The sequence below is a fragment of the Parabacteroides sp. AF19-14 genome (assembly GCF_003635485.1).
Classification (GTDB): Bacteria; Bacteroidota; Bacteroidia; order Bacteroidales; family Tannerellaceae; genus Parabacteroides; species Parabacteroides distasonis.
Genome location: NZ_QTMJ01000003.1, coordinates 136,677 through 155,552, shown reverse-complemented (window position 1 = coordinate 155,552; position 18,876 = coordinate 136,677). Strand labels below are relative to the sequence as shown.

The 18,876-nt window shown below is 45.9% G+C and carries 14 protein-coding genes and 1 pseudogene; 6 read left to right on the top strand and 9 right to left on the bottom strand.

Annotated elements, in window-relative coordinates; all coding sequences use genetic code 11:
* Positions 1 to 26 precede the first annotated feature (26 nt).
* The 3 genes and pseudogenes from DWX33_RS03940 to DWX33_RS22750 all read left to right on the top strand — a co-directional run bounded on the left by DWX33_RS03940 (position 27) and on the right by DWX33_RS22750 (position 1,816).
* Positions 27 to 836: a helix-turn-helix domain-containing protein gene (locus tag DWX33_RS03940; protein ID WP_036613207.1), complete on the top strand. Its 810-nt coding sequence runs from the start codon at positions 27 to 29 to the stop codon at positions 834 to 836.
* 110 nt (positions 837 to 946) lie between these two features.
* Positions 947 to 1,384: pseudogene (locus tag DWX33_RS22755) on the top strand (GyrI-like domain-containing protein); the annotation flags it as partial.
* A 15-nt stretch (positions 1,385 to 1,399) separates the two neighbouring features.
* Positions 1,400 to 1,816 (top strand): pyridoxamine 5'-phosphate oxidase family protein, encoded by a 417-nt coding sequence (locus DWX33_RS22750; protein ID WP_227154481.1) that lies wholly within the window; start codon positions 1,400 to 1,402, stop codon positions 1,814 to 1,816.
* Positions 1,817 to 1,932: 116 nt separating this feature from the next.
* Here the strand turns inward: DWX33_RS22750 and DWX33_RS03930 are convergent, their stop codons facing one another.
* On the bottom strand, positions 1,933 to 2,790 hold the full coding sequence (locus DWX33_RS03930; protein WP_057326944.1) for a GyrI-like domain-containing protein: 858 nt from the start codon (positions 2,788 to 2,790) through the stop codon (positions 1,933 to 1,935).
* A gap of 147 nt (positions 2,791 to 2,937) precedes the next feature.
* On the opposite strand from DWX33_RS03930, the gene DWX33_RS03925 reads away from it, so the two are divergent.
* Positions 2,938 to 3,588, top strand: coding sequence for a pentapeptide repeat-containing protein (locus DWX33_RS03925; RefSeq protein ID WP_057326945.1), 651 nt, complete (start codon positions 2,938 to 2,940; stop codon positions 3,586 to 3,588).
* Here the strand turns inward: DWX33_RS03925 and DWX33_RS03920 are convergent.
* The 6 genes from DWX33_RS03920 to DWX33_RS03895 all read right to left on the bottom strand — a co-directional run bounded on the left by DWX33_RS03920 (position 3,585) and on the right by DWX33_RS03895 (position 11,737).
* On the bottom strand, positions 3,585 to 3,845 hold the full coding sequence (locus DWX33_RS03920) for a GNAT family N-acetyltransferase (RefSeq protein WP_005864416.1): 261 nt from the start codon (positions 3,843 to 3,845) through the stop codon (positions 3,585 to 3,587). The two genes, DWX33_RS03925 and DWX33_RS03920, sit on opposite strands and share 4 nt — an antisense overlap.
* A 3-nt stretch (positions 3,846 to 3,848) precedes the next feature.
* Positions 3,849 to 7,088: a hypothetical protein gene (locus tag DWX33_RS03915; protein WP_122379881.1), complete on the bottom strand. Its 3,240-nt coding sequence runs from the start codon at positions 7,086 to 7,088 to the stop codon at positions 3,849 to 3,851.
* A gap of 131 nt (positions 7,089 to 7,219) precedes the next feature.
* Positions 7,220 to 8,224: a sugar phosphate isomerase/epimerase gene (locus DWX33_RS03910; protein ID WP_122379880.1), complete on the bottom strand. Its 1,005-nt coding sequence runs from the start codon at positions 8,222 to 8,224 to the stop codon at positions 7,220 to 7,222.
* A 23-nt stretch (positions 8,225 to 8,247) separates the two neighbouring features.
* Positions 8,248 to 9,696, bottom strand: a complete 1,449-nt coding sequence (locus tag DWX33_RS03905; protein ID WP_011966672.1) for a Gfo/Idh/MocA family protein — start codon at positions 9,694 to 9,696, stop codon at positions 8,248 to 8,250.
* Positions 9,697 to 9,846: 150 nt separating this feature from the next.
* A complete protein-coding gene (locus DWX33_RS03900) occupies positions 9,847 to 10,629 on the bottom strand; it encodes a porin family protein (protein ID WP_005864412.1) in 783 nt (260 codons plus the stop codon).
* Positions 10,630 to 10,642: 13 nt separating this feature from the next.
* On the bottom strand, positions 10,643 to 11,737 hold the full coding sequence (locus DWX33_RS03895; RefSeq protein ID WP_009275752.1) for a PCMD domain-containing protein: 1,095 nt from the start codon (positions 11,735 to 11,737) through the stop codon (positions 10,643 to 10,645).
* Between the two features lie 264 nt (positions 11,738 to 12,001).
* On the opposite strand from DWX33_RS03895, the gene DWX33_RS03890 reads away from it, so the two are divergent.
* Positions 12,002 to 13,315, top strand: a complete 1,314-nt coding sequence (locus tag DWX33_RS03890; protein ID WP_122379879.1) for a Gfo/Idh/MocA family protein — start codon at positions 12,002 to 12,004, stop codon at positions 13,313 to 13,315.
* Positions 13,316 to 13,363: 48 nt separating this feature from the next.
* On the opposite strand, the gene DWX33_RS03885 is transcribed toward DWX33_RS03890, so the two are convergent.
* A complete protein-coding gene (locus DWX33_RS03885) occupies positions 13,364 to 14,884 on the bottom strand; it encodes a DUF4301 family protein (RefSeq protein WP_008780066.1) in 1,521 nt (506 codons plus the stop codon).
* Positions 14,885 to 15,060: 176 nt separating this feature from the next.
* On the opposite strand from DWX33_RS03885, the gene DWX33_RS03880 reads away from it, so the two are divergent.
* Positions 15,061 to 17,274: a bifunctional (p)ppGpp synthetase/guanosine-3',5'-bis(diphosphate) 3'-pyrophosphohydrolase gene (locus DWX33_RS03880; protein WP_008780065.1), complete on the top strand. Its 2,214-nt coding sequence runs from the start codon at positions 15,061 to 15,063 to the stop codon at positions 17,272 to 17,274.
* 129 nt (positions 17,275 to 17,403) lie between these two features.
* Here the strand turns inward: DWX33_RS03880 and DWX33_RS03875 are convergent, their stop codons facing one another.
* Complete coding sequence (locus DWX33_RS03875) at positions 17,404 to 18,834, bottom strand: CCA tRNA nucleotidyltransferase (protein WP_008780064.1); 1,431 nt, start codon at positions 18,832 to 18,834, stop codon at positions 17,404 to 17,406.
* Positions 18,835 to 18,876: the final 42 nt, after the last annotated feature.

The following is an 18,876-nucleotide window of genomic DNA, read 5'->3' as shown; positions in this document are numbered from 1 at the left end:
AGGATCTACTATTTGAATAAAATCGTATGTATCGAGAATTTACCCCATGCGCCCTTTTAGCACCCTTCATCGATAAGTTTTGGGTGTTTAAAGGTTATGCGGAAATAGGAACACGCTTTAAGATTTTAGCGGACGGCTGCACGGATTTCATCTTTTCCATCGGGAATATGACAATTCCCGCGGATGAGCATCAAATGATCATGCAGCCTTATCGTTCCTTTTTTGTCGGTCCCATGAGGTCTTATTCCAATCTTACCGCTACGACAGATTCCCTACATATGCTAGGAGTTCGTTTCCAACCCTGTGGGCTGGCAGCTTTCACGAATGAGCCTTTGGGACAGTTTGCCGATCTTCGCATCCAGTCTTCAGATATTAACCTTTTATTCGATAATTCCTTTGCCGAGATGCTTTGCGAACAGCCGGACGATTCCGTCCGTATCCGCATTATCGAAGGCTATCTTATACGCCTTCTCACCCAATCCATTCAAGTAGACAGACAAATTATATACGCCACCTCATTTATAAAACAGTCCTGCGGACAGCTACCCGTACAAAACTTGATCGACAAGATTTGCATTTGCCAGCGGCATTTCCAACGTAAGTTCAAGGATGCCACCGGATATACTCCCAAAGAATTCAGCCGGATCATAAAATTCCAATATGCCATAGAAGTACTGAGGAACGCCCCACACACGGACTTAAGCAGCATCGCCTTAGATTGCGGCTACTATGACCATTCCCACTTTATCAAAGAATTCAAGCGTTTAGCGGGAGACGTTCCCTCTTACTTCTTGACTTTACCAAATCCTGCGGATGAACCGCTTACTTATATTTGATTAAAAATAAAATCGCAAGAATCTATCACATAAAAAGTCGTTTTTTTACAACCAGAAAGAATAGTCATTCCGTATGTTTGCACTATTGAACTTTTACAAATAAGAATCTTATGAATTACACTTTTGAACTAAAAGAATTACAAGCTACACACATCGTGTATCTTCATCATCAAGGAGATATGAGCATGATCCCAAGCTCTATCAGAAAGCTTATGCAATGGGCCAGGCCAAAAGGACTTATAAACGGTCCAGCAAATAAACTTATATCAGTTTACCAACACGAAGGAAAGGAGTTAAGTGTGGATATCGGTTTAACAGTGCCTCAAGAGGTAGAGGGAGAAAATGAGATCTCAAAAGGATTATTATCCGGAGGACTTTATGCGATCGGGCATTTTGAGATAGGAACGGATGAAATACCCGCCGCATGGAGCTTGATGTACACGCTTACATCCAAACACCAATGCAAACCTTGTGCGGGCAAATCATTCGAGATCTATCAAAGCATCCCCCTCGATCAACATCCACAAGATAAATGTATGATCGATTTATGTATACCCGTCCAGATGATAGACCTCAAGCTAATCGAGGAAAAAGCAATTTCCATATTAACGGAATGTGATACCGCTATGCTCGCATCTGTTACGGAAGAGGGTTATCCCCGTCCGGTTCCTATGGGAAAAATAAAAGCGGATGGTATTTCCCAAATATGGTTCTCTACAGGCACGTTCTCTGATAAGACGATACAATTCCAACTCAACCCGAAAGCCGGAGTTTGCTTTATGAAAGGAGGAGACAGTATCGTGTTAACAGGTAAGGTCGAGATCGTTTCCGATATGGAAATCAAGAAAGCCCTTTGGTCTGACTGGATGTTCGCCCATTTCCCTGGAGGAGTAATAGATCCGAGCTATTGTATATTGAAATTCACTTCCGAAGAAGCGACTTATTGGATCGATAATGAATTTGTAAAAGCAAGTATATAAGTTATCACATCATACAATCGCATCTAAAATATTAAAAATCTTGATTGCCGCTAATTAGACAAGACGGCAATCAAGATTAATTCATTTATTCACTTCAGAAACCTCTCTAGCTCTTATTATTCTACCGCCACATAAATCTGAGTCAATAAATCCTCCGGCTTCGTATTACGAGGATCATTCAAGTAGATCTCGCCGCTAGGCACTTCTCGTAAGGAAAGACCCATCTCGGGGAGATATTTGCCGTAAAGCGTATCATACACAGCCCCTAATTGCTGATAAGTTCCCTTATAAAGAGCGACCATAAAACGCCCTTCCAATACCTTTTTCGTACCAATCTCCCCTTTAGGGCAAACCGAAGGAGCGACTTCCATACAAATATCGGTACGCAGCTTATCCGGTGAGGTCACTTTCGGATCATCATGGTACAAGCAGATCGGTGAAAAACTCAATGGCTGGATGTTTTTATTCTTGGCGAATTGGAGCAAGCGCATCCAAGTTCCCAGATAATCGATTTCTTTATACCCTCCGTTTAGACGAATGTAGGCTACTTGTTTGCCGGGTAAATCTTTTACCTCGACCTTCAATTCCATATCGGGCATTATTCTATTCGGTTCCATAATTACATAATCTTTATTGTTTCTATATTCATTTGGAGAAATCCCATAAAACTGGCGAAAAACCTTAGACAAAGAAGAAGGTACGTCATATCCTACCTTATAGGCGATCTCCTTGACAGGTATTTCTGTATAACGCAAAAGCCGAGCGGCCGTCTCGACCCGCATCCTAACGATAAACGTACCAACCGGTTCCCCTAAGAACTCTGCGAAGATCCGATGAAAATGCCAACGAGAGAATCCGGATATCTCCGCCAGCTTATTTAGATCGATATCCTCGCCTAAGTGATTATTTATGTATTCAACCAATACATTGATACGTTGTTGATACTCTGTCTTTGTCGTTGTCTTTATTCGCATGATTCTTAGGATTTCAAGGCAAAAGTAGAAGAATTATCCCGAACACACTTTTCCGATATTGCTAAAATGAACTATAAAGTAAAGATATCGTTTATTTAGCCCAAATCCGTTATCTTTACCATCTAAATTAAAATAGGAAACAATAACATGTTGAAAATAACAGCGCCTAGATTGGTAAAAAACTTACGGGAGGATGTGGACTGGATGGATTGTATATCCAGACAAAAGGATGATTTTACAGAATGTTCTTTCAATGGATTATGCGTCGAGGACGTATCTAAACAGAACCTATCCGTTAATTCCTGCTTATTCACCAATTGTGGTTTCATTGCTTGCAATTATCGTAAATCTCAGTTTAGCGATGTGGTATTTAAGAACTGTGACCTATCAAATATAAATTTATCCGGATGTGGCTTTTACCGGGTAGAGTTCATTGGGTGTAAACTTACCGGAACGAATTTCTCCGAATCAATCTTTAATCATACTACCATCCGGGATTGCAAAGGAGATTATGTAATCTTCTCCATGAGCAAACTCCGGAACGTATCTTTTAATCAATGCTTTTTACGAGGAGGCGGATTGGACAATTGCCAATTCACGAACGTAGAATTCGAACATTGTAATTTAGTAGAGGCCGAGTTTCACCGGACCTCTTTGAAAGGGATCGATCTTACTTCCTCCGAGATCGCCGGTATACGTATTGGCTCGATTCCCGGAGGAGAGTTGAAAGGTGCTACCGTAACCTCCTTACAAGCACTGGACATCGCTAGAATGTTAGGTATTACGATCAAGGATTAAAACTCCGGATGGCGTTTTAACCACACAACCGCATAGGAACAGGTAGCCAAAGGGCGCAACCCCTGTTCCTTTGCGTATTTATAAGCTGTTTCAACAAGAGTCGCCGCAATCCCACGCCCTTCCAAGTTTTTTGGGACAATGGTATGGATAATGTCCAAGGCATCTCCTCTTAAACGATATTCCACATAGGCTGTCAAGCCGTCTTCTACTACCTCGAAACGATGTTTCTCCGGATAGTGATTTACTGTATATTCCATTATTTATTCTTTTAAAGGTTCTATTTCCTTATTATTTGTATCAATCTCCTCCCGCTTATCCTTCTTTTTATCGAGACCGAAAAAGCGCTTTACCTTCGTGAAGAAACCTGCCACTTTCAAGGCCGCATCCTGTTCTTTTTTCGAGACTCCGACTGATTCCACCAAGGCTGGTCTTAGCATCTGCCATAGATAGTTAAACGTGGAATGATAGGGATCTCGCACAATTTCCATATCGACCTTACGCAATTTACTATCTTTTCGCTCCGGATGAGCCGGATTATTATCCCGTAGAACTAAGTTCGCCAATCTCGACAAGAAACCTTTTTGTGTGGTCTCTCCGTCTTTCTCTTTCAATAAAGCCACTTTCAATTTCCGGTACGGGAAGTCTAACCGTATCCGTCCTTTCTGGCTTGAGGCATCCATATGAAAGACCACATCCTGTGCCCAACCGCTCACTACTTCCGCCGGCGCCAGAGGTTTTACGATCTCATTCAAGGAAAGCAGGTCTAGGCTATCCAAACGGGCATCCAATAGAAAGCGGTCGTATAATGAATCTACCGGGAGTTGCCATGTAGCCGTAAAATGCCCCGATCCCATCAGGTTCCCGTCCGCATGCAATCTGATGAATTGCTCCGGATAGGAAACGATATTGGTCAAACCTGAAAATTGGCCATTCATATCGGTAAAATAAAGCTTACCGGGCTTATCACCTTTAACGGGTAATTCCTCATAAACCACGGAGAAATTGGCAACGGAAGCGGTATCTATCTTGAAACGGACCGGAGCCTTTTGTAAACCTTCATAAATCATCGGAACGATATGAGGCTCCACCGGGATCTTCCGGTTCTTTAAGTTTTGTAGTAAGACATCGTTTATCCAGAGTCCCCCCACACGTAATTCCTTGGTTGAGAAATATCCGGGAATATCCACGTCGTTCAATCTTACGTTCCCAACCTTCACGTCAAACCAATCTTGATGCTTAGGCTGTTTATAAGCGAATTCCATTTTAGAATAAGGCGAGACTAAATGTACGTGATCCAACCTCAAACCTAACTTTCTCAAATCCAGATTCCCGATCTTCAACCGGTAGAAGCCGTTATCCAACGGTATATCGATATCCTTCGTCTGTAGCTGAAGATCACCTAATTGAAACGTCTTCTTCTTCAAATCCACAAACACATTCTCCAAAGCCAATTGGATATCCTTTTGGCTCTCAGTCCGCAATATTGTCGTATCCGATCCCCAAGACATAGAAAAATCACCATCGGATAAATCAAATCGGTCAAACCCGATCTGATAGATGCTATTCTTGGGAATCCGGAATCCCGTCAAAGAAATCAATGGGGTTGAAAAACGTATCGAGTCCTTTTTAGCGGCCAGGGTCACATCCTGTAGACGGAAAGAGCCGTTTACGGTGGATAGCGAACCTTTTCTTATAGTCACACGCAGATCCTTTCCCGGTAAGTAGTTATCGAAATCCCGGAAACTAAGACCAAAATGATCATACTTGAAAAACAATTGCCCACTCCGGTTCGTTTGCTCATCCACCAAGAAATTCGTGGCAAAGAAATTGAGGCCGTTGAGTCGGTACCGAGTCGTATCATTTATCTCACGATCCTCCAATGTCACATTTGCGTTCCGAATCTGGATTTTACGGATGGAAAGATACCGAAGGAAAGGATTTAACAAACTTTCCACATCCACACGGCTATTTACAGATGCGCTTTTTCCTTTATCCGGAGATTCAACAGAAGGCGTTTTATAATAAACCAAGCGAGGCGACCGAATCATCAGTAAATCCGCACTAATACCTTTGTCGTACGCCAACCCGTCTATCCGGATCGTATCGATACTTCCCGACAAATAATCATTACGGGAGCGGACCGACAACGGACGTAGTCGCATGCTATCTATATGAAACGAGCCTAAGGCCGTATTCATCGCCAAACGCTTGATATCGAACCGATGATTACGAGCCCTCATGATCCCTTGTATATCATTCGCCTCAAACGCAATGGAACGAAAATAATTCAGTTCCTCGCCCGGAGCTACCAAGGAGTCGATCAGAAGACCTTCCGCATGGAAATTAAACTCAGGGATCGAGAAGTCCTCTATCTGCCCTTTCAAGGCTAAGGAATAGTGAAGTGCGGTTCGCTCTATTCGTATTTGATCCACGGATATACTATGTAGTACTGGAGAGATCACATCATATAACGATAAGGCTTGCACCAAAGAATCCGCATCGGCATTCGCCTGCTTCTTCTCCCGAGTTAAGTCATACACCTTAATATCCGAAGATTGTATCTCAAAATTACGGGCGGACAAATAGTTCAAGGCTTCTTCCCGTCTAAAGTGAATCCCTTGTATCTCTACGGTTTGCACTTTCCCTTCCAGATAATTCGTAGGTTTCCGATTGGTCTCCCCCCACAATAATTCTTGCGGAAGCAATTGGATTTTTTGGATATAGATAATGGAATCTTGGGTACTGAGGCATATACTATCCGTCTCCAACCTAAAATCATTATTTACCAACAAGGTTTGCGGCTGGTTCGTGACAAAATCGAAGTTATCGCAATACAACAGCTTCCCGCTCCGTGAAGAGGTAGAATCCAACATAAAACCATACGCATGGAAACTTACGTTATTCAACGTATAGATAATCGGCGAGACTTGGTTTTCCACATTATAAGAGATACTGGCATTTTCCAAGTTCAAGGTCTTTACGCTCAGGGCATCTATGTATGGAGAGATCACCTCGTACAAGGTCTTCGATTCGGCATGCTCTACCGTATCTGCCGCCAGTCCGGAAACTAACGGGTTTGATCCGGAAGAGCCGTATACACGAACCTCCGGCGAGCGGATCTCAAAGGTATTGAAATGGAGTTGCCGGTAATTCCATCGCCATACCAAATTAATTCCCTTAAAATCTATCACCTCAATCCGGGTACTTACATAGGTATCGGGCAAGCTATCCAAGGCGGCCCAATGTTCAAAAACCTTAGAGTCCGGCTCCAATGAAATACCCTCTAACCTTAGCTCTCCCTTGAAGAAGCTAATAGAAAGCTTATCGAAAGAAAGACGATAAAAACCATCCGTAGCATTCGCCGTACGCTCTATCAGTTCTCTTTTCAGGTACCGCTCCAAACGACCTGTCAGGAAAAGATTCAAAACTAGGAACAATACAGCCAGCGATAAAACAGCGATCACCGTATGTTTCAATATCTTCCTTATCCTAGAACTCATCCTTTCCTTTATTTTTGCGATATAAACTTCTTTTTATAAAAACAAAATAGACCCGTTTATGTTGCCTTTCATCTAATAAAAAAGCCCCGGAGTCTATTGACCCCGAGGCTTACGATCTATCGATTGTTACTTCATTTTACAAAAGGAGCCTTGATCAAATAGTCGGCACAATCCTTCACACCCGCAAATTGAGTACGTCCGTCCGGCATTTGCTCCAACTCTACAAAATAGTCTTTGATTCCGTTCGCGTACATTTGCTTGAATATCATCTCAAAGTTCATCATACCACTTTGGCCGAATACGGCACGATCCTTGATATGTAATACCTTGATACGATCCGGATGTTTCTGCATATACTCGACAGGATCGTTTTGTCCCATGACAGTCCAATAAACATCCATCTCGAAGTAAACCTTGCTCGGGTCCGTATCTTTCAGCATCAAGTCATAAATCTGGTCTCCGACTTTCATGAAAGCGGCGAAAGGATTTCCTTTCACCTTCTCCTGTTGCTCTTTCGTTGCGACACGATTGAACTCCATATTATGATTATGATAGCCAAAACCAGTGGCGATACCCTCCGCCTTGATAACATCCGAGGCCTGATTGAAAATATCGCAAACAAGTTTAGCCTCATCGTGCGTAGTAATCGTCGGCATCATCGGCTGGATCAAATATTTACAGCCTAGTTTCGCATGATCGGCAGCCGTAGCTTTCCAATACTCCATGATCTTTGGGGTAACCTCCTTCGAGTATTTGAAAATCATAGCCTTAAAAGGGTCAGAGATAGATGCGTCGACTGGATTCACGTGCGAGCTAATGATCTTCAAGCCTGCGTCTTCCGCCATTTTCTTGAAGTCCATCATAGGAACACCTCCGATAGCGCCTTTACCATAACCCGCCAACTCCAGCTTGGAGTATCCCATATCCTTCACCTTCCGAAGATTAGCGGCCACGTCGCCTTTATATAATTCTTGGGATAAAGAATAGATCTGCAAGCCAATCTCATTGCCGGCATGGACCTCATCCACAACTCCCAACGCAGCGTTCGCCGCATTTACGGAACCGGCTTTACCAGCCAGCAATCCACCAGCGGCAAAGAGAGAGATATTTTTTAAGAAATCCCGTCTGTTACTCATAACATCATTCTATTTAAATAGGCTTATTTACAGAAATAAGGCAATGAATACGGGTTGCGATATTGATACCAGTACAAACGGTGGGAAGCCGCCTCCTTATCATTACCGAAGCTTAATGTAGCCGGGTTCCATTTAACCGGACGGCCTAGCTCACGGGCAATATTCTGTAAACAGCAAAGCGTATTCGTACTGCAACCTACCTCAACCGGTGCGATCGGATTCTCACGTGAACGAACGCAGTCGATGAAGTTCTGCATATGCGGAGCGCTAGTCTCATAATTGCCAGCATCGTTACCCTTCTTTTTGCTGTCTTTCAGCTTCTTCATATATTCCTCATACATCTTCTTACGCTCTTCCGGAGTCATCATTCTCGGGCGCTTCTCGATCAAATTCTTCAAGTCGGCGGGGATCTTAGACTGATCAGAGCAGTTGATATAGCCACGAGCTACCTCGATCCAACCGTTATCACCAACAAACTTAATACCCTGCGCATCCGGATTATCCTCCAAATAAGGTTGTTCAGTCATTACGATACCATTCGCATAGCGCATGGTTGAATATTGCGTGCCATTGTATCCCTTAGGTGTAAACTCTACCGGACCAGAGCCATCCATACCGATAGCGGCTTGGGCAATATCGAACATATGAGCGCCCCAGTCAGCAGTATAGCCATTACCGGTCTCTTGATACCAACGCCATGCACCCCATAGTTTCTCGTTCTCTTCCGGATCCAGAGAAATAGGAGGACATAAATCGGGATGATAATGGATCTTCGGATCGTTCAACGGACCCATCCACTGATTGAAGTTCAAATTAGCGGGAACCGGCATTTCCGGCAAGCTCAGCGGCGTAGGAGGCTCACCTACACGTGCATATATTTTCTCTATATGACCGATGGCTCCATTCTGAACCATATCGATCGCAGCTTGGAACTCTCTGCTGGAACGTTGCTGGCTACCTACTTGAAGCACACGTTTATTATTACGTACGGCTTTTACCATAGCCAAACCTTCAGCGATCGTATAAGCCAACGGTTTCTGACAATATACGTCTTTTCCAGATTGACAAGAATGAATGGTAGCCAAGGCATGCCAGTGGTCCGGAGTAGCGACCTCGATAGCGTCGATATCCTTACGCTCCAGCAAATCCTCGTAAAACTCATATTGATCACAACGTTGGTTCATTCCCTTTGAGGCTTGCCATTCAGCGACACGTCTTCTGAAACGCTCTGTTTTCATCGTGTCCACGTCACAACATGCGGCAACCTGTACGCCCGGACATGCGGCAAATCCTTTAAAGTCTGATAATGCTTGCTGACCTAGGCCGATAAAACCTAAAACGACTCGATCGCTCGGGGCGATACGGACTCCATCAATGGCCCAACTGGGAAGAATTGTTAAACTAGCCAATCCTAGTGCGGAAAGACCCAAAAACTCTCTACGGCTTACGCCCTTCTTAGTGTTTTCTTTCATGGTAATTTTGTTAATAATATAAGATAAAATGTAACTTGGTCTGAGAATTATTGCCCCAAAGTTATAAAAAATAATTTATTTCCATAATAATCTTTTAATAAAAAAGGCTATCCTTGTCCGGGATAGCCTTATTTTGATTCATATCAATTCCTAAAACGCATATCCGAAGCCTACGTTCAGATAGATCGGATACATCCCGAAGGTAATCGTATCGAAATCCTTTTGGAAGATATCGTTCAATCCCCATGTCAAGTCAGCGTATACGATAAGGTGCTTAAACGCTTTCCATTCTGTACCGATCTGCGCTCCCCACTGAAACTTTCTTAAGTTATCCGAGAAATCATAGGAAGCACGGTTGTCGCCGGAAAACTCCACCTTCGTACCGGTAGGATTGATCTCACGCAGATATCCGTCGTATACGTAGCCGGAGAAATTCCGGTTTGTAGCGAACGAGACAAATGGTCCCGCCGAGAAACTCACCCGGTTATTCAATTGGTAAAGAGCCACGACCGGTATCGAGAAATAAGTGTTCTCCACTTTCGTCTGCACGCCGCCGGTCCAGTTTCCTTTCAGCTTCTCGCCACCGGAACCAATGATCTCCATGCTGTAATTCTTAACCGTCGCTTTTGTCTCCATACCTTTATTCTCCAGACGGAGACCGATCATCATACCCCATTCCTTGCTCTCGCCGAACCATTTCTTGATATCGCCCTCTATGGAGACACAAAGCGTAGGACGGTAACTATCTATCGCACGAATCTCACGAGGCAATGGCACCGGAGCGGTTCCGCCGATATTGATACCAGCCTTTACCGTATATTCCAATCCCCTTAGGGAAGACCAGATTATTCCTTGGTTTCTTTCCTGCTGCGCCTTCAACGTAACGACACCCGACAGGCACAGTATACCTATTAATACTATATATCTTTTCATATCCTCTGTTTTTTTAGTTCTCACCGGACTGGATTATCTCAACCTCATCGATCCAAAGCGTGCTACCTTCCGCTCCCTCGAAGACATCACCTTTCAAACTCGAAGAGAAGACTATGGATAACTGATAACCACCTTTCGCCAGCTTATCCTTATCGATCACCTTACCGGGCTTAGCCACGAACGGGATATAGAAACGCGTCCACTCATCCGTCTCTTTCTGATCGCTGATCCGGGCAACGGATATCAGGTTCGGGCTTGTCAGCCCGTTGAAACCATCCAAATATTTCACATTCTCATCCGTCTCATAGAAGATGGCGTAGATATCACATTGGTCTTTCTTACCTTTTACCTCCTCGCCATTCACTTTATACGACTCTCCCGCTTTATATTTATAATAACCACTCAAGTAAGTCGGCACATGATCGAAAGGACGTCCCAATCTCGTGCCTTTCCTTGCGTCCGGAATAGCATTCAGCAAATCAAACGTACCGATAAAAAGATTTCCCGCGGCGATAGGCATACCGAATCCGCTACCGAAACTACCCGTGCTGCGGGTCACCAACTTAGCGCATTTACCGACATATCCGTTATCGTCTTGCATGGTGGGATAATCCAACGGAGTCTTGGGTACACCCGTCAAGCCAAAACCGGCGTTACCACTCGCCCATGTCACGGAATCTCCATTCGACGTGAAATCATAGAATATCTGATAACGTTCATTCTTCGGCTCCATCGTTATATGCTCGAAATGATATTCCGTGCTCACACCAGAGACGATGCAACGTACCGTATAGGTCTTCGTCCAGTGGCCATCCTCGGAAGTAACCGTATAGGTTCTCGGGGTCGTAAAATCAAAAGCGGTGCCACTAGCAGGCTTGATAGTAGCGCCGGGAGTCAAGGTGAATACCGGGGCTAGGTTTGTAATATCGGCGTCACTTTTCACGGTCAGCGTCACGGACTCGTTGTCGATCTCCGGCTCGGCTTTCAATATATCGCCATCTACCGTACACGATAAGATATCCGCTTCCGCATTGGGCGCCTCCTCCCGGATACAAGAGACGGAGAGTAGCGTCAATAAAAAGCATAAAACAAAACTTTGTACCTTCATACTTCAAAATCTTTATAATTCATATTGAAAAAGGATCACACCTCCCTATTATTCATATAGGTCTCTTTCAAGTACCTATAACGGGGAACAAAGGTAATCTATTATGCGATACGTAGTATTCCTATATATTTTAATAACTTTTTTTACAATGCCCTTTTCTCACACCTACGGAAATGACGAGATTCCAAGAGAATGAGGTTTATATATTTGCGATTGTCATAAAATACTACTAATATCGCGTATACTTAAATCTGTATAGACCATATGACAACACGAAGAGATTTTCTCCGGCAGACCGCCTTGATCGGTGCCGGACTTTCCATCAGTCCTTTTTTCATTAAAGCTGGGAATGCCGGTGTGGGCGCAAACGATAAGATAGGCGTTGGGCTTATCGGATGTAACGGCATGGGATTCGAAGACTTGAAAGCTTTCCTTCGTAATCCGGAAGTAGAGTGTATCGCCTTGTCGGATATCGATGAGAACGTATTAAACAACCGGGCGGCAGAGACCGAGAAGATCACCGGGAAGAAAGTGAAGCATTTGTATAAAGACTGGCGTAAATTGATAGATAATAAGGATATCGATCTCGTAATCGTAGGAACTCCCGATCATTGGCACTGTCTGCAAATGGTATCCGCTTGCCAAGTGGGAAAAGACGTATATTGTGAGAAACCGCTGGGCAACAGCATCGAGGAATGTAATATAATGGTACGTGCGGCCCAGAAATACAATCGGGTTGTACAAGTGGGACAATGGCAACGAAGCGATCCGCATTGGCAAGATGCCATGGCGTTCGTACATGGAGGACAGCTAGGGAAGATCCGTACGGTACGTGTCTTCTCTTATCAGGGTTGGTGCCCTTCCATCCCCGTAAAGCCGGATGAGGCGGTTCCTGCAGGTGTTGATTATGATATGTGGCTAGGGCCGGCACCACGACGCCCATTCAACCGGAACCGTTTTCATTTCACGTTCCGTTGGTTCTGGGATTATGCGGGAGGTTTGATGACTGACTGGGGTGTTCACCTGTTAGACTACGCATTATATGGCATGAACGTTACCGCACCGGAATCCATCATGGCATCCGGAGGCAAGTTCGGTTATCCGGATGATGCTTGCGAGACCCCGGACTTATTGCAAACCATCTATACATTCAAGGACTTCACCGTTATGTGGGATCATGCGATCGGCATTGACGACGGGGCCTACGGACGGAATCATGGCCTAGGATTCGTTGGCGAGAACGGTACCTTGGTGATCGATCGTGGCGGCTGGGAGGTTATTCCGGAAAAGGTAAACGGACAGGCCCGCATGGAGGCTGTTCCCTTGAAGAAGTCATACGGAGAGGGTGGCTTGAATTTGCATGCGAAGAATCATTTGGAATGTATCAAGAGCCGGAACCGGAATTGCAATGCCAGCGTAGAGATCGGGGCGCATATCGCCAAGTTCTCCCAATTAGGGAATATAGCCTATCGCACGGGTAAGAAATTATCGTGGGATGGAAAGAGTTTCCATGATACGGAGGCGGATAAACTATTGTGCAAGGAATACAGGGCACCGTGGGAATTACCGAAAATATAAGGATCTAGTTGTAGGGACGGGGCACGCCCCGTCTCTACAACTGGGTATTTATTGATGTTCGGGGCGTAACAGGTCGTTCACCGTCTTCACGGGGTTGAATGTCTCGATAGGAACTTCTACGAATACCGTGTTCCAGTCGCTCATGGCACCGTTCCACAAGCCCGGCAATTCCAGCGCTTTCAATTCGCGACCATCCTTGCTCTTATAAGAGATGAAGCCCGTATTCTTATCCACGTAATCCGGCAAGTTATATTTCTCTCCCTTATAATTCTTAACGGCACAAACTAAATCTACTGGATTGAAGTGAGTACCTTGCTCAAACATCGCCTTCTTAGCCGGATCGCTCATATCGATCTGGGAGCTTTCAAGCACCTGCAAGGAAACCGTACCATCCGGATTCTCAGCCAAGAACGGACCACCGCCCGGTTCGCCGACATTCTTCACCATACCGCATACACGCAACGGGCGAAGCAGTTTGCTCTTGATATACAGGATTAACTCGGCGTCTTCCAGTAATTTCGTATCCGGGTTCTTGATACATAAGTCATCTTGCAAGAAATGGATCATCTCCTCTACCTCAGCATGGGTATATTTGCCGGTCTCGATCTGTTCCAGATATCTGAAGGCTTTCTCCTGCAATGTTACCAAGACACCGGCGATCACCTTCTTGTAGATAACCGTAGAGCATTTGAAGCTATCCGGAACCACGTTATCTATATTCTTGATAAATACCACGTCGGCATCTACATCATTCAAATTCTCGATCAAGGCTCCATGTCCACCCGGGCGGAACAATAACTTATCATTCTTATCGCGGAACGGCGTGTTATCCATAGCGGCCGCTACCGTATCGGTACTCGGTTTCTGGATACTGAAAGAGACATCGTATTTCACAGAGAACTTCTCCTCGTACTCGCCAGATTTATCGGCAACCAATTGCTCGAATAAAGCCTGATGCTCCGGAGATACCGTGAAATGGATATTCACCTCGCCGGCGTTATTCTTGGCGTACATGGCGCCTTCGGCCAGATGTTCCTCCATCGCCGTACGAACCGTATCGGCATATTTATGGAAAAGCAACAAGCCTTTCGGTAGCTGTCCGTAATTCAAGCCTTTCGGCTCCAATAAATTGGATACCACCTCCTTGTACTCGCCCAAGGCTACCAACGCAGGAATATCTTTCCCTGTATTCTCCACGCACTTCTTGTCCAAAGCCTTATAGAAAGCGAATTTCTCGATCTCGCTAAAGAATTTCTTCTCGAAAGCGTTCATCGGTTCCTTATAATCCGCAGAAAGGAACTCGTACAGATTCTTAAACATACGGCTAGCGGCGCCGGAGGCAGGTACGAATTTTACGATTTTCTTGTTTTTAGCCAGATAAGCGTCCCAAGCATCCATATAAGAAGCCTGTTCCTCTTTAGATATTACCATAATACCTTTTTCTACCGAAGCGGAGGCCGCTATCTCAAGGAAAGGGAAACCTTTTACGAAGCAAGCGAGTTGCTCTTCAATCTGTTTTTCGCTGATTCCTTTGGCTTTCAGCTGTTCTAAATCGTTTGCGTTTAACATAGTATAGTATTTAATGTGAATAATCTCATCAGTAACACCACAGGGCACTTATGCGCTATGTGTATCGCAAATGTATAAAATAACCGCAAGATACATGTTGAAATTCCATAGAAAAAAGTATTTTTACAGCATGTTTTGCGGTTTGTCCTCAACCGGGCAATAAAAATGATATAACTATGGATACAATTGGATTCTTTACGTCTGAGGAAAAGAAGCTGTTCTTCTCCAAATACAGGCTCCTGTTACGAAACCTTTACTCTTTCCTCGAGAGGGAAGATATCCGAAAGATGAAGGAGCTGATGAAGCGGGTTGTCGCCCTCGATTGCTACGGCAGGGATAAGAATGGTATCAACGGTTTATTGCGAAATATCGACACGGCCTTGATCGCCACCTTGGAGATTGGCTTGAAACGCACCTCGGTCATCGCCCTCCTATTATACCGCCCGGTATTGAAGAAGGCGATCACGATAGAGGAAGTGGAGCAGAAATTCGGGGCGGACGTGACCTTGATCATCCGTCGCCTCTTGAAGACCTCCGACTTGTATGCCCGGAACACCGCCGTCAACTCGGAGAATTTCCATCATTTGCTTTTCTCGTTTGCCGAGGACGTACGTGTGATCTTGCTTATGATCGCCGACCGCCTCTGCCTCATGCGTATGGGAAAACAGATGCAAGAGGATGATCGTATCCGGCTGGCTACCGAGGCCTCTTATTTGTACGCTCCCCTCGCCCACCGATTGGGTTTATATACGATCAAGAGCGAGCTGGAAGACCTTTCCTTGAAATATACGGACAGGAAACAGTATGACTTCATCAAGCGGAAGCTGAATGAGACGAAACGCTCCCGCGACGCTTATATCGCCGAGTTCATCGCCCCGATCAAGCGGAAGCTGGCAGCGGCAGGATTCAAGTTCGATATCAAGGGACGTACCAAATCCATACATTCCATTAATAACAAGCTGAAAAAGCAGCAGGTGGAGTTCGAGGGTATCTACGATCTTTTCGCTATCCGGATCGTATTGGATACGCCGCTGGAGAAGGAACGCTCGGAATGCTGGCAAGTCTACTCCATCGTCACCGATATGTACCAGCCCAACCCGAAGCGTATGAAGGACTGGATCTCTATTCCGAAGAGCAATGGTTACGAGAGCTTGCACATCACGGTTATGGGGCCGCAAAATAAATGGGTAGAGGTGCAGATCCGTACGAGGCGGATGGATGAGATCGCCGAGCGAGGCCTAGCGGCGCATTGGAAATACAAGGGCGTGAAAGCAGAGAGCGGGCTAGACGAGTTCTTGAATACCGTACGTGCCGCCTTGGAGGCCAAGGAGAATAATCCGCTCGACTTGATGCAGGATTTCAAGATGGATCTATATAAGGATGAGATCTACGTCTTCACGCCTACCGGCGAGCTTATCAAGCTGGCCAAGGGAGCGACGGTCCTCGATTTCGCCTTTGCCATCCACACGAAGCTAGGAAGCAAATGCGTGTCGGCGAAAGTGAACGGTAAGAACGTTCCGATCAAATACACCTTGAACAACGGCGATAGCGTATCCGTCATCACGTCGCCCGCCCAAAGCCCGAAGCGGGATTGGCTGAACTTCGTCGTCACCTCCAAGGCCCGTGTGAAGATCAAGCAGGCCTTGAAGGAGGAGACCGTGAAGGCCGTGGAATTCGCCAAGGAGATGTTGCAGCGCCGCTTCAAGAACCGGAAGATCGACATGGACGAGCCAACCATGATGCGCTATATCAAGAAGAAAGGATTCAAGACCGTCACGGACTTCTACATCGAGATCGCCGAGGAACGCCTCGATCCCAACCAAGTAATCGACGAATATCTGGAGGCTTTCCGCAAGGAGACGGAGACGAACGAGCGTACCGAGGTGCGTAGCGCGGAGGAATTCGTGACGATGACTCCGGTGGAGGAGATATCGACGAACAAGGATGTCTTGGTGATCGACAAGAACCTGACGGGTATCGAATATAAACTCGCCAAATGCTGCAACCCGATTTATGGCGACGAGGTTTTCGGTTTCGTCTCCACGCAGGGTATCAAGATCCACCGTATGGATTGCCCGAACGCCCAAGAGATGTTCAGCCGCTTCGGTTACCGGATCATCCGCGCGAAATGGAGCGGCAAGGGAGACAATGGCTATACGGTTACGTTGCGGGTGATCGGACGGGACGATATAGCGATCGTCACCAACATCACCTCCGTGATCGGAAAAGAATCGAACGTCACGCTTCGCTCCTTAAACATCAACTCGGTAGACGGATTATTCCAAGGTAACTTTACCGTATTGGTAAGAGATACGACCGCGTTAAACTTGCTGACGAAAAAGATCAAGGCGGTAAACGGCGTGAAAGCGGTAGAGCGATTAAATTCTTAGACAGTGTACTGTGCACGAAGTACCGTAGTACTCTGCACGAAGTACTACAGTACCCTCTAGGAAGTACCGCAGTACTTCGTACAGGGGACTGGGCCAACTGTAAGACTGTGCCTTGTGACTATACCCGGATCACAGAATCGGCTTCAGCCCCATCTTCTCCGCACGTTGTATAAGGAATTGACGAGCCGCCTCATACTCGTTCGGGATCACGCCGTCGAGGATGGCGTTCTTGATCGCCTCTTTCAGCACGCCGACAGGCTTGGAGGGAGCCAAGCCAAACGTCTCCATGATCTCCTCGCCGGATACCGGAGGCTGGAAGTTACGGACACGGTCTTTTTCCTCTATATCGGCCAGCTTCTCGCGCACCTTACGGAAATTGTTCAAGAAACGGCGAACCTTCTCCGGGTTCTTGCTCGTGATATCGGCCTCGCACAGTTTCATCAAATCGTCGATATCATCTCCCGCATCGAACAGCAGACGGCGGATCGCCGAATCCGTCACCTCATCGTCCGACAAGGCGATCGGACGCATATGCAGGCTTACCATCTTCTGCACGTACTTCATCTTCTCATTCATCGGGAGTTTCATCTTCCTGAAAATACCGGGGATCATCCGTTCGCCGATAAAATTATGATTATGGAACGTCCATCCCAAGCGAGGGTCGAAACGCTTCGTGGCAGGCTTGGCGATATCGTGGAAGAGGGCGCTCCAACGCAGCCATAGATTATCGGAAGTCTTGCTCAAACGATCCAGCACCATCAAGGTATGGGCGAAATTATCCTTATGCCCGATCCCCTCCTTGGTCTCCACGCCCTTCAAGGCGCAAAGCTCGGGGAAAATCAATGGCAACAGTCCGCATTTATCCAGCAAGTCGAAACCGATAGAGGGCTTTGGCGAGAGGACGATCTTGTTCAACTCATCCACGATACGCTCCTTGGAGATGATGGAGATACGCTCCCGGTTACGGATGATGGCGTCGAAGGTATCGGGATCGATAAAGAAACCTAATTGAGTGGCGAAACGAACCGCGCGCATCATCCGGAGCGGATCATCACTGAAAGTGATATCCGGGTCTAGAGGCGTACGGATCGTAAGCTCGTCCATATCCTCCAACCCGCCGAAGGGATCGACCAATTCTCCGTAACGCTCCTTATTCAGGCAAAGGGCTAAAGCGTTGATCGTGAAATCGCGGCGGTTCTGGTCATCCTCCAAAGTGCCATCTTCCACGACTGGCTTACGGCTGTCATGGCTGTAGGATTCTTTCCTTGCCCCCACGAATTCCAGCTCCAGATCGCCGGCTTTCACCTGCGCCGTCCCGAAATTCTTGAAGACAGAAAGATAAGCACCACGCCCGATCTTCTTGGCCACCCGTTTGGCCAACTCGATACCGCTGCCAACCGCTACCACATCTATATCCTTGGATGGGCGGTTCAAGAAAATATCCCGCACATATCCGCCTATTACATATACCTCAACACCTAGCTCTTCCGCCGCCTCCGATATCAAATGGAAAGGCTTCGCGGATATATGATTTACTATCTCTTCCTCGTTTATATACATATTTATGTATTCCAAATCCAATAAAGAGCGCAAAGATAATCA

Excerpts from the sequence above, each read along its gene's own strand:
- DWX33_RS03940 (WP_036613207.1), top strand. The coding sequence starts at position 27 with ATGTATCGAGAATTTACCCCATGCGCCCTTTTAGCACCCTTCATCGAT.
- DWX33_RS22750 (WP_227154481.1), top strand. The coding sequence starts at position 1,400 with ATGATAGACCTCAAGCTAATCGAGGAAAAAGCAATTTCCATATTAACG.
- DWX33_RS03930 (WP_057326944.1), bottom strand. The coding sequence starts at position 2,790 with ATGCGAATAAAGACAACGACAAAGACAGAGTATCAACAACGTATCAAT.
- DWX33_RS03925 (WP_057326945.1), top strand. The coding sequence starts at position 2,938 with ATGTTGAAAATAACAGCGCCTAGATTGGTAAAAAACTTACGGGAGGAT.
- DWX33_RS03920 (WP_005864416.1), bottom strand. The coding sequence starts at position 3,845 with ATGGAATATACAGTAAATCACTATCCGGAGAAACATCGTTTCGAGGTA.
- DWX33_RS03915 (WP_122379881.1), bottom strand. The coding sequence starts at position 7,088 with ATGAGTTCTAGGATAAGGAAGATATTGAAACATACGGTGATCGCTGTT.
- DWX33_RS03910 (WP_122379880.1), bottom strand. The coding sequence starts at position 8,224 with ATGAGTAACAGACGGGATTTCTTAAAAAATATCTCTCTCTTTGCCGCT.
- DWX33_RS03905 (WP_011966672.1), bottom strand. The coding sequence starts at position 9,696 with ATGAAAGAAAACACTAAGAAGGGCGTAAGCCGTAGAGAGTTTTTGGGT.
- DWX33_RS03900 (WP_005864412.1), bottom strand. The coding sequence starts at position 10,629 with ATGAAAAGATATATAGTATTAATAGGTATACTGTGCCTGTCGGGTGTC.
- DWX33_RS03895 (WP_009275752.1), bottom strand. The coding sequence starts at position 11,737 with ATGAAGGTACAAAGTTTTGTTTTATGCTTTTTATTGACGCTACTCTCC.
- DWX33_RS03890 (WP_122379879.1), top strand. The coding sequence starts at position 12,002 with ATGACAACACGAAGAGATTTTCTCCGGCAGACCGCCTTGATCGGTGCC.
- DWX33_RS03885 (WP_008780066.1), bottom strand. The coding sequence starts at position 14,884 with ATGTTAAACGCAAACGATTTAGAACAGCTGAAAGCCAAAGGAATCAGC.
- DWX33_RS03880 (WP_008780065.1), top strand. The coding sequence starts at position 15,061 with ATGGATACAATTGGATTCTTTACGTCTGAGGAAAAGAAGCTGTTCTTC.
- DWX33_RS03875 (WP_008780064.1), bottom strand. The coding sequence starts at position 18,834 with ATGTATATAAACGAGGAAGAGATAGTAAATCATATATCCGCGAAGCCT.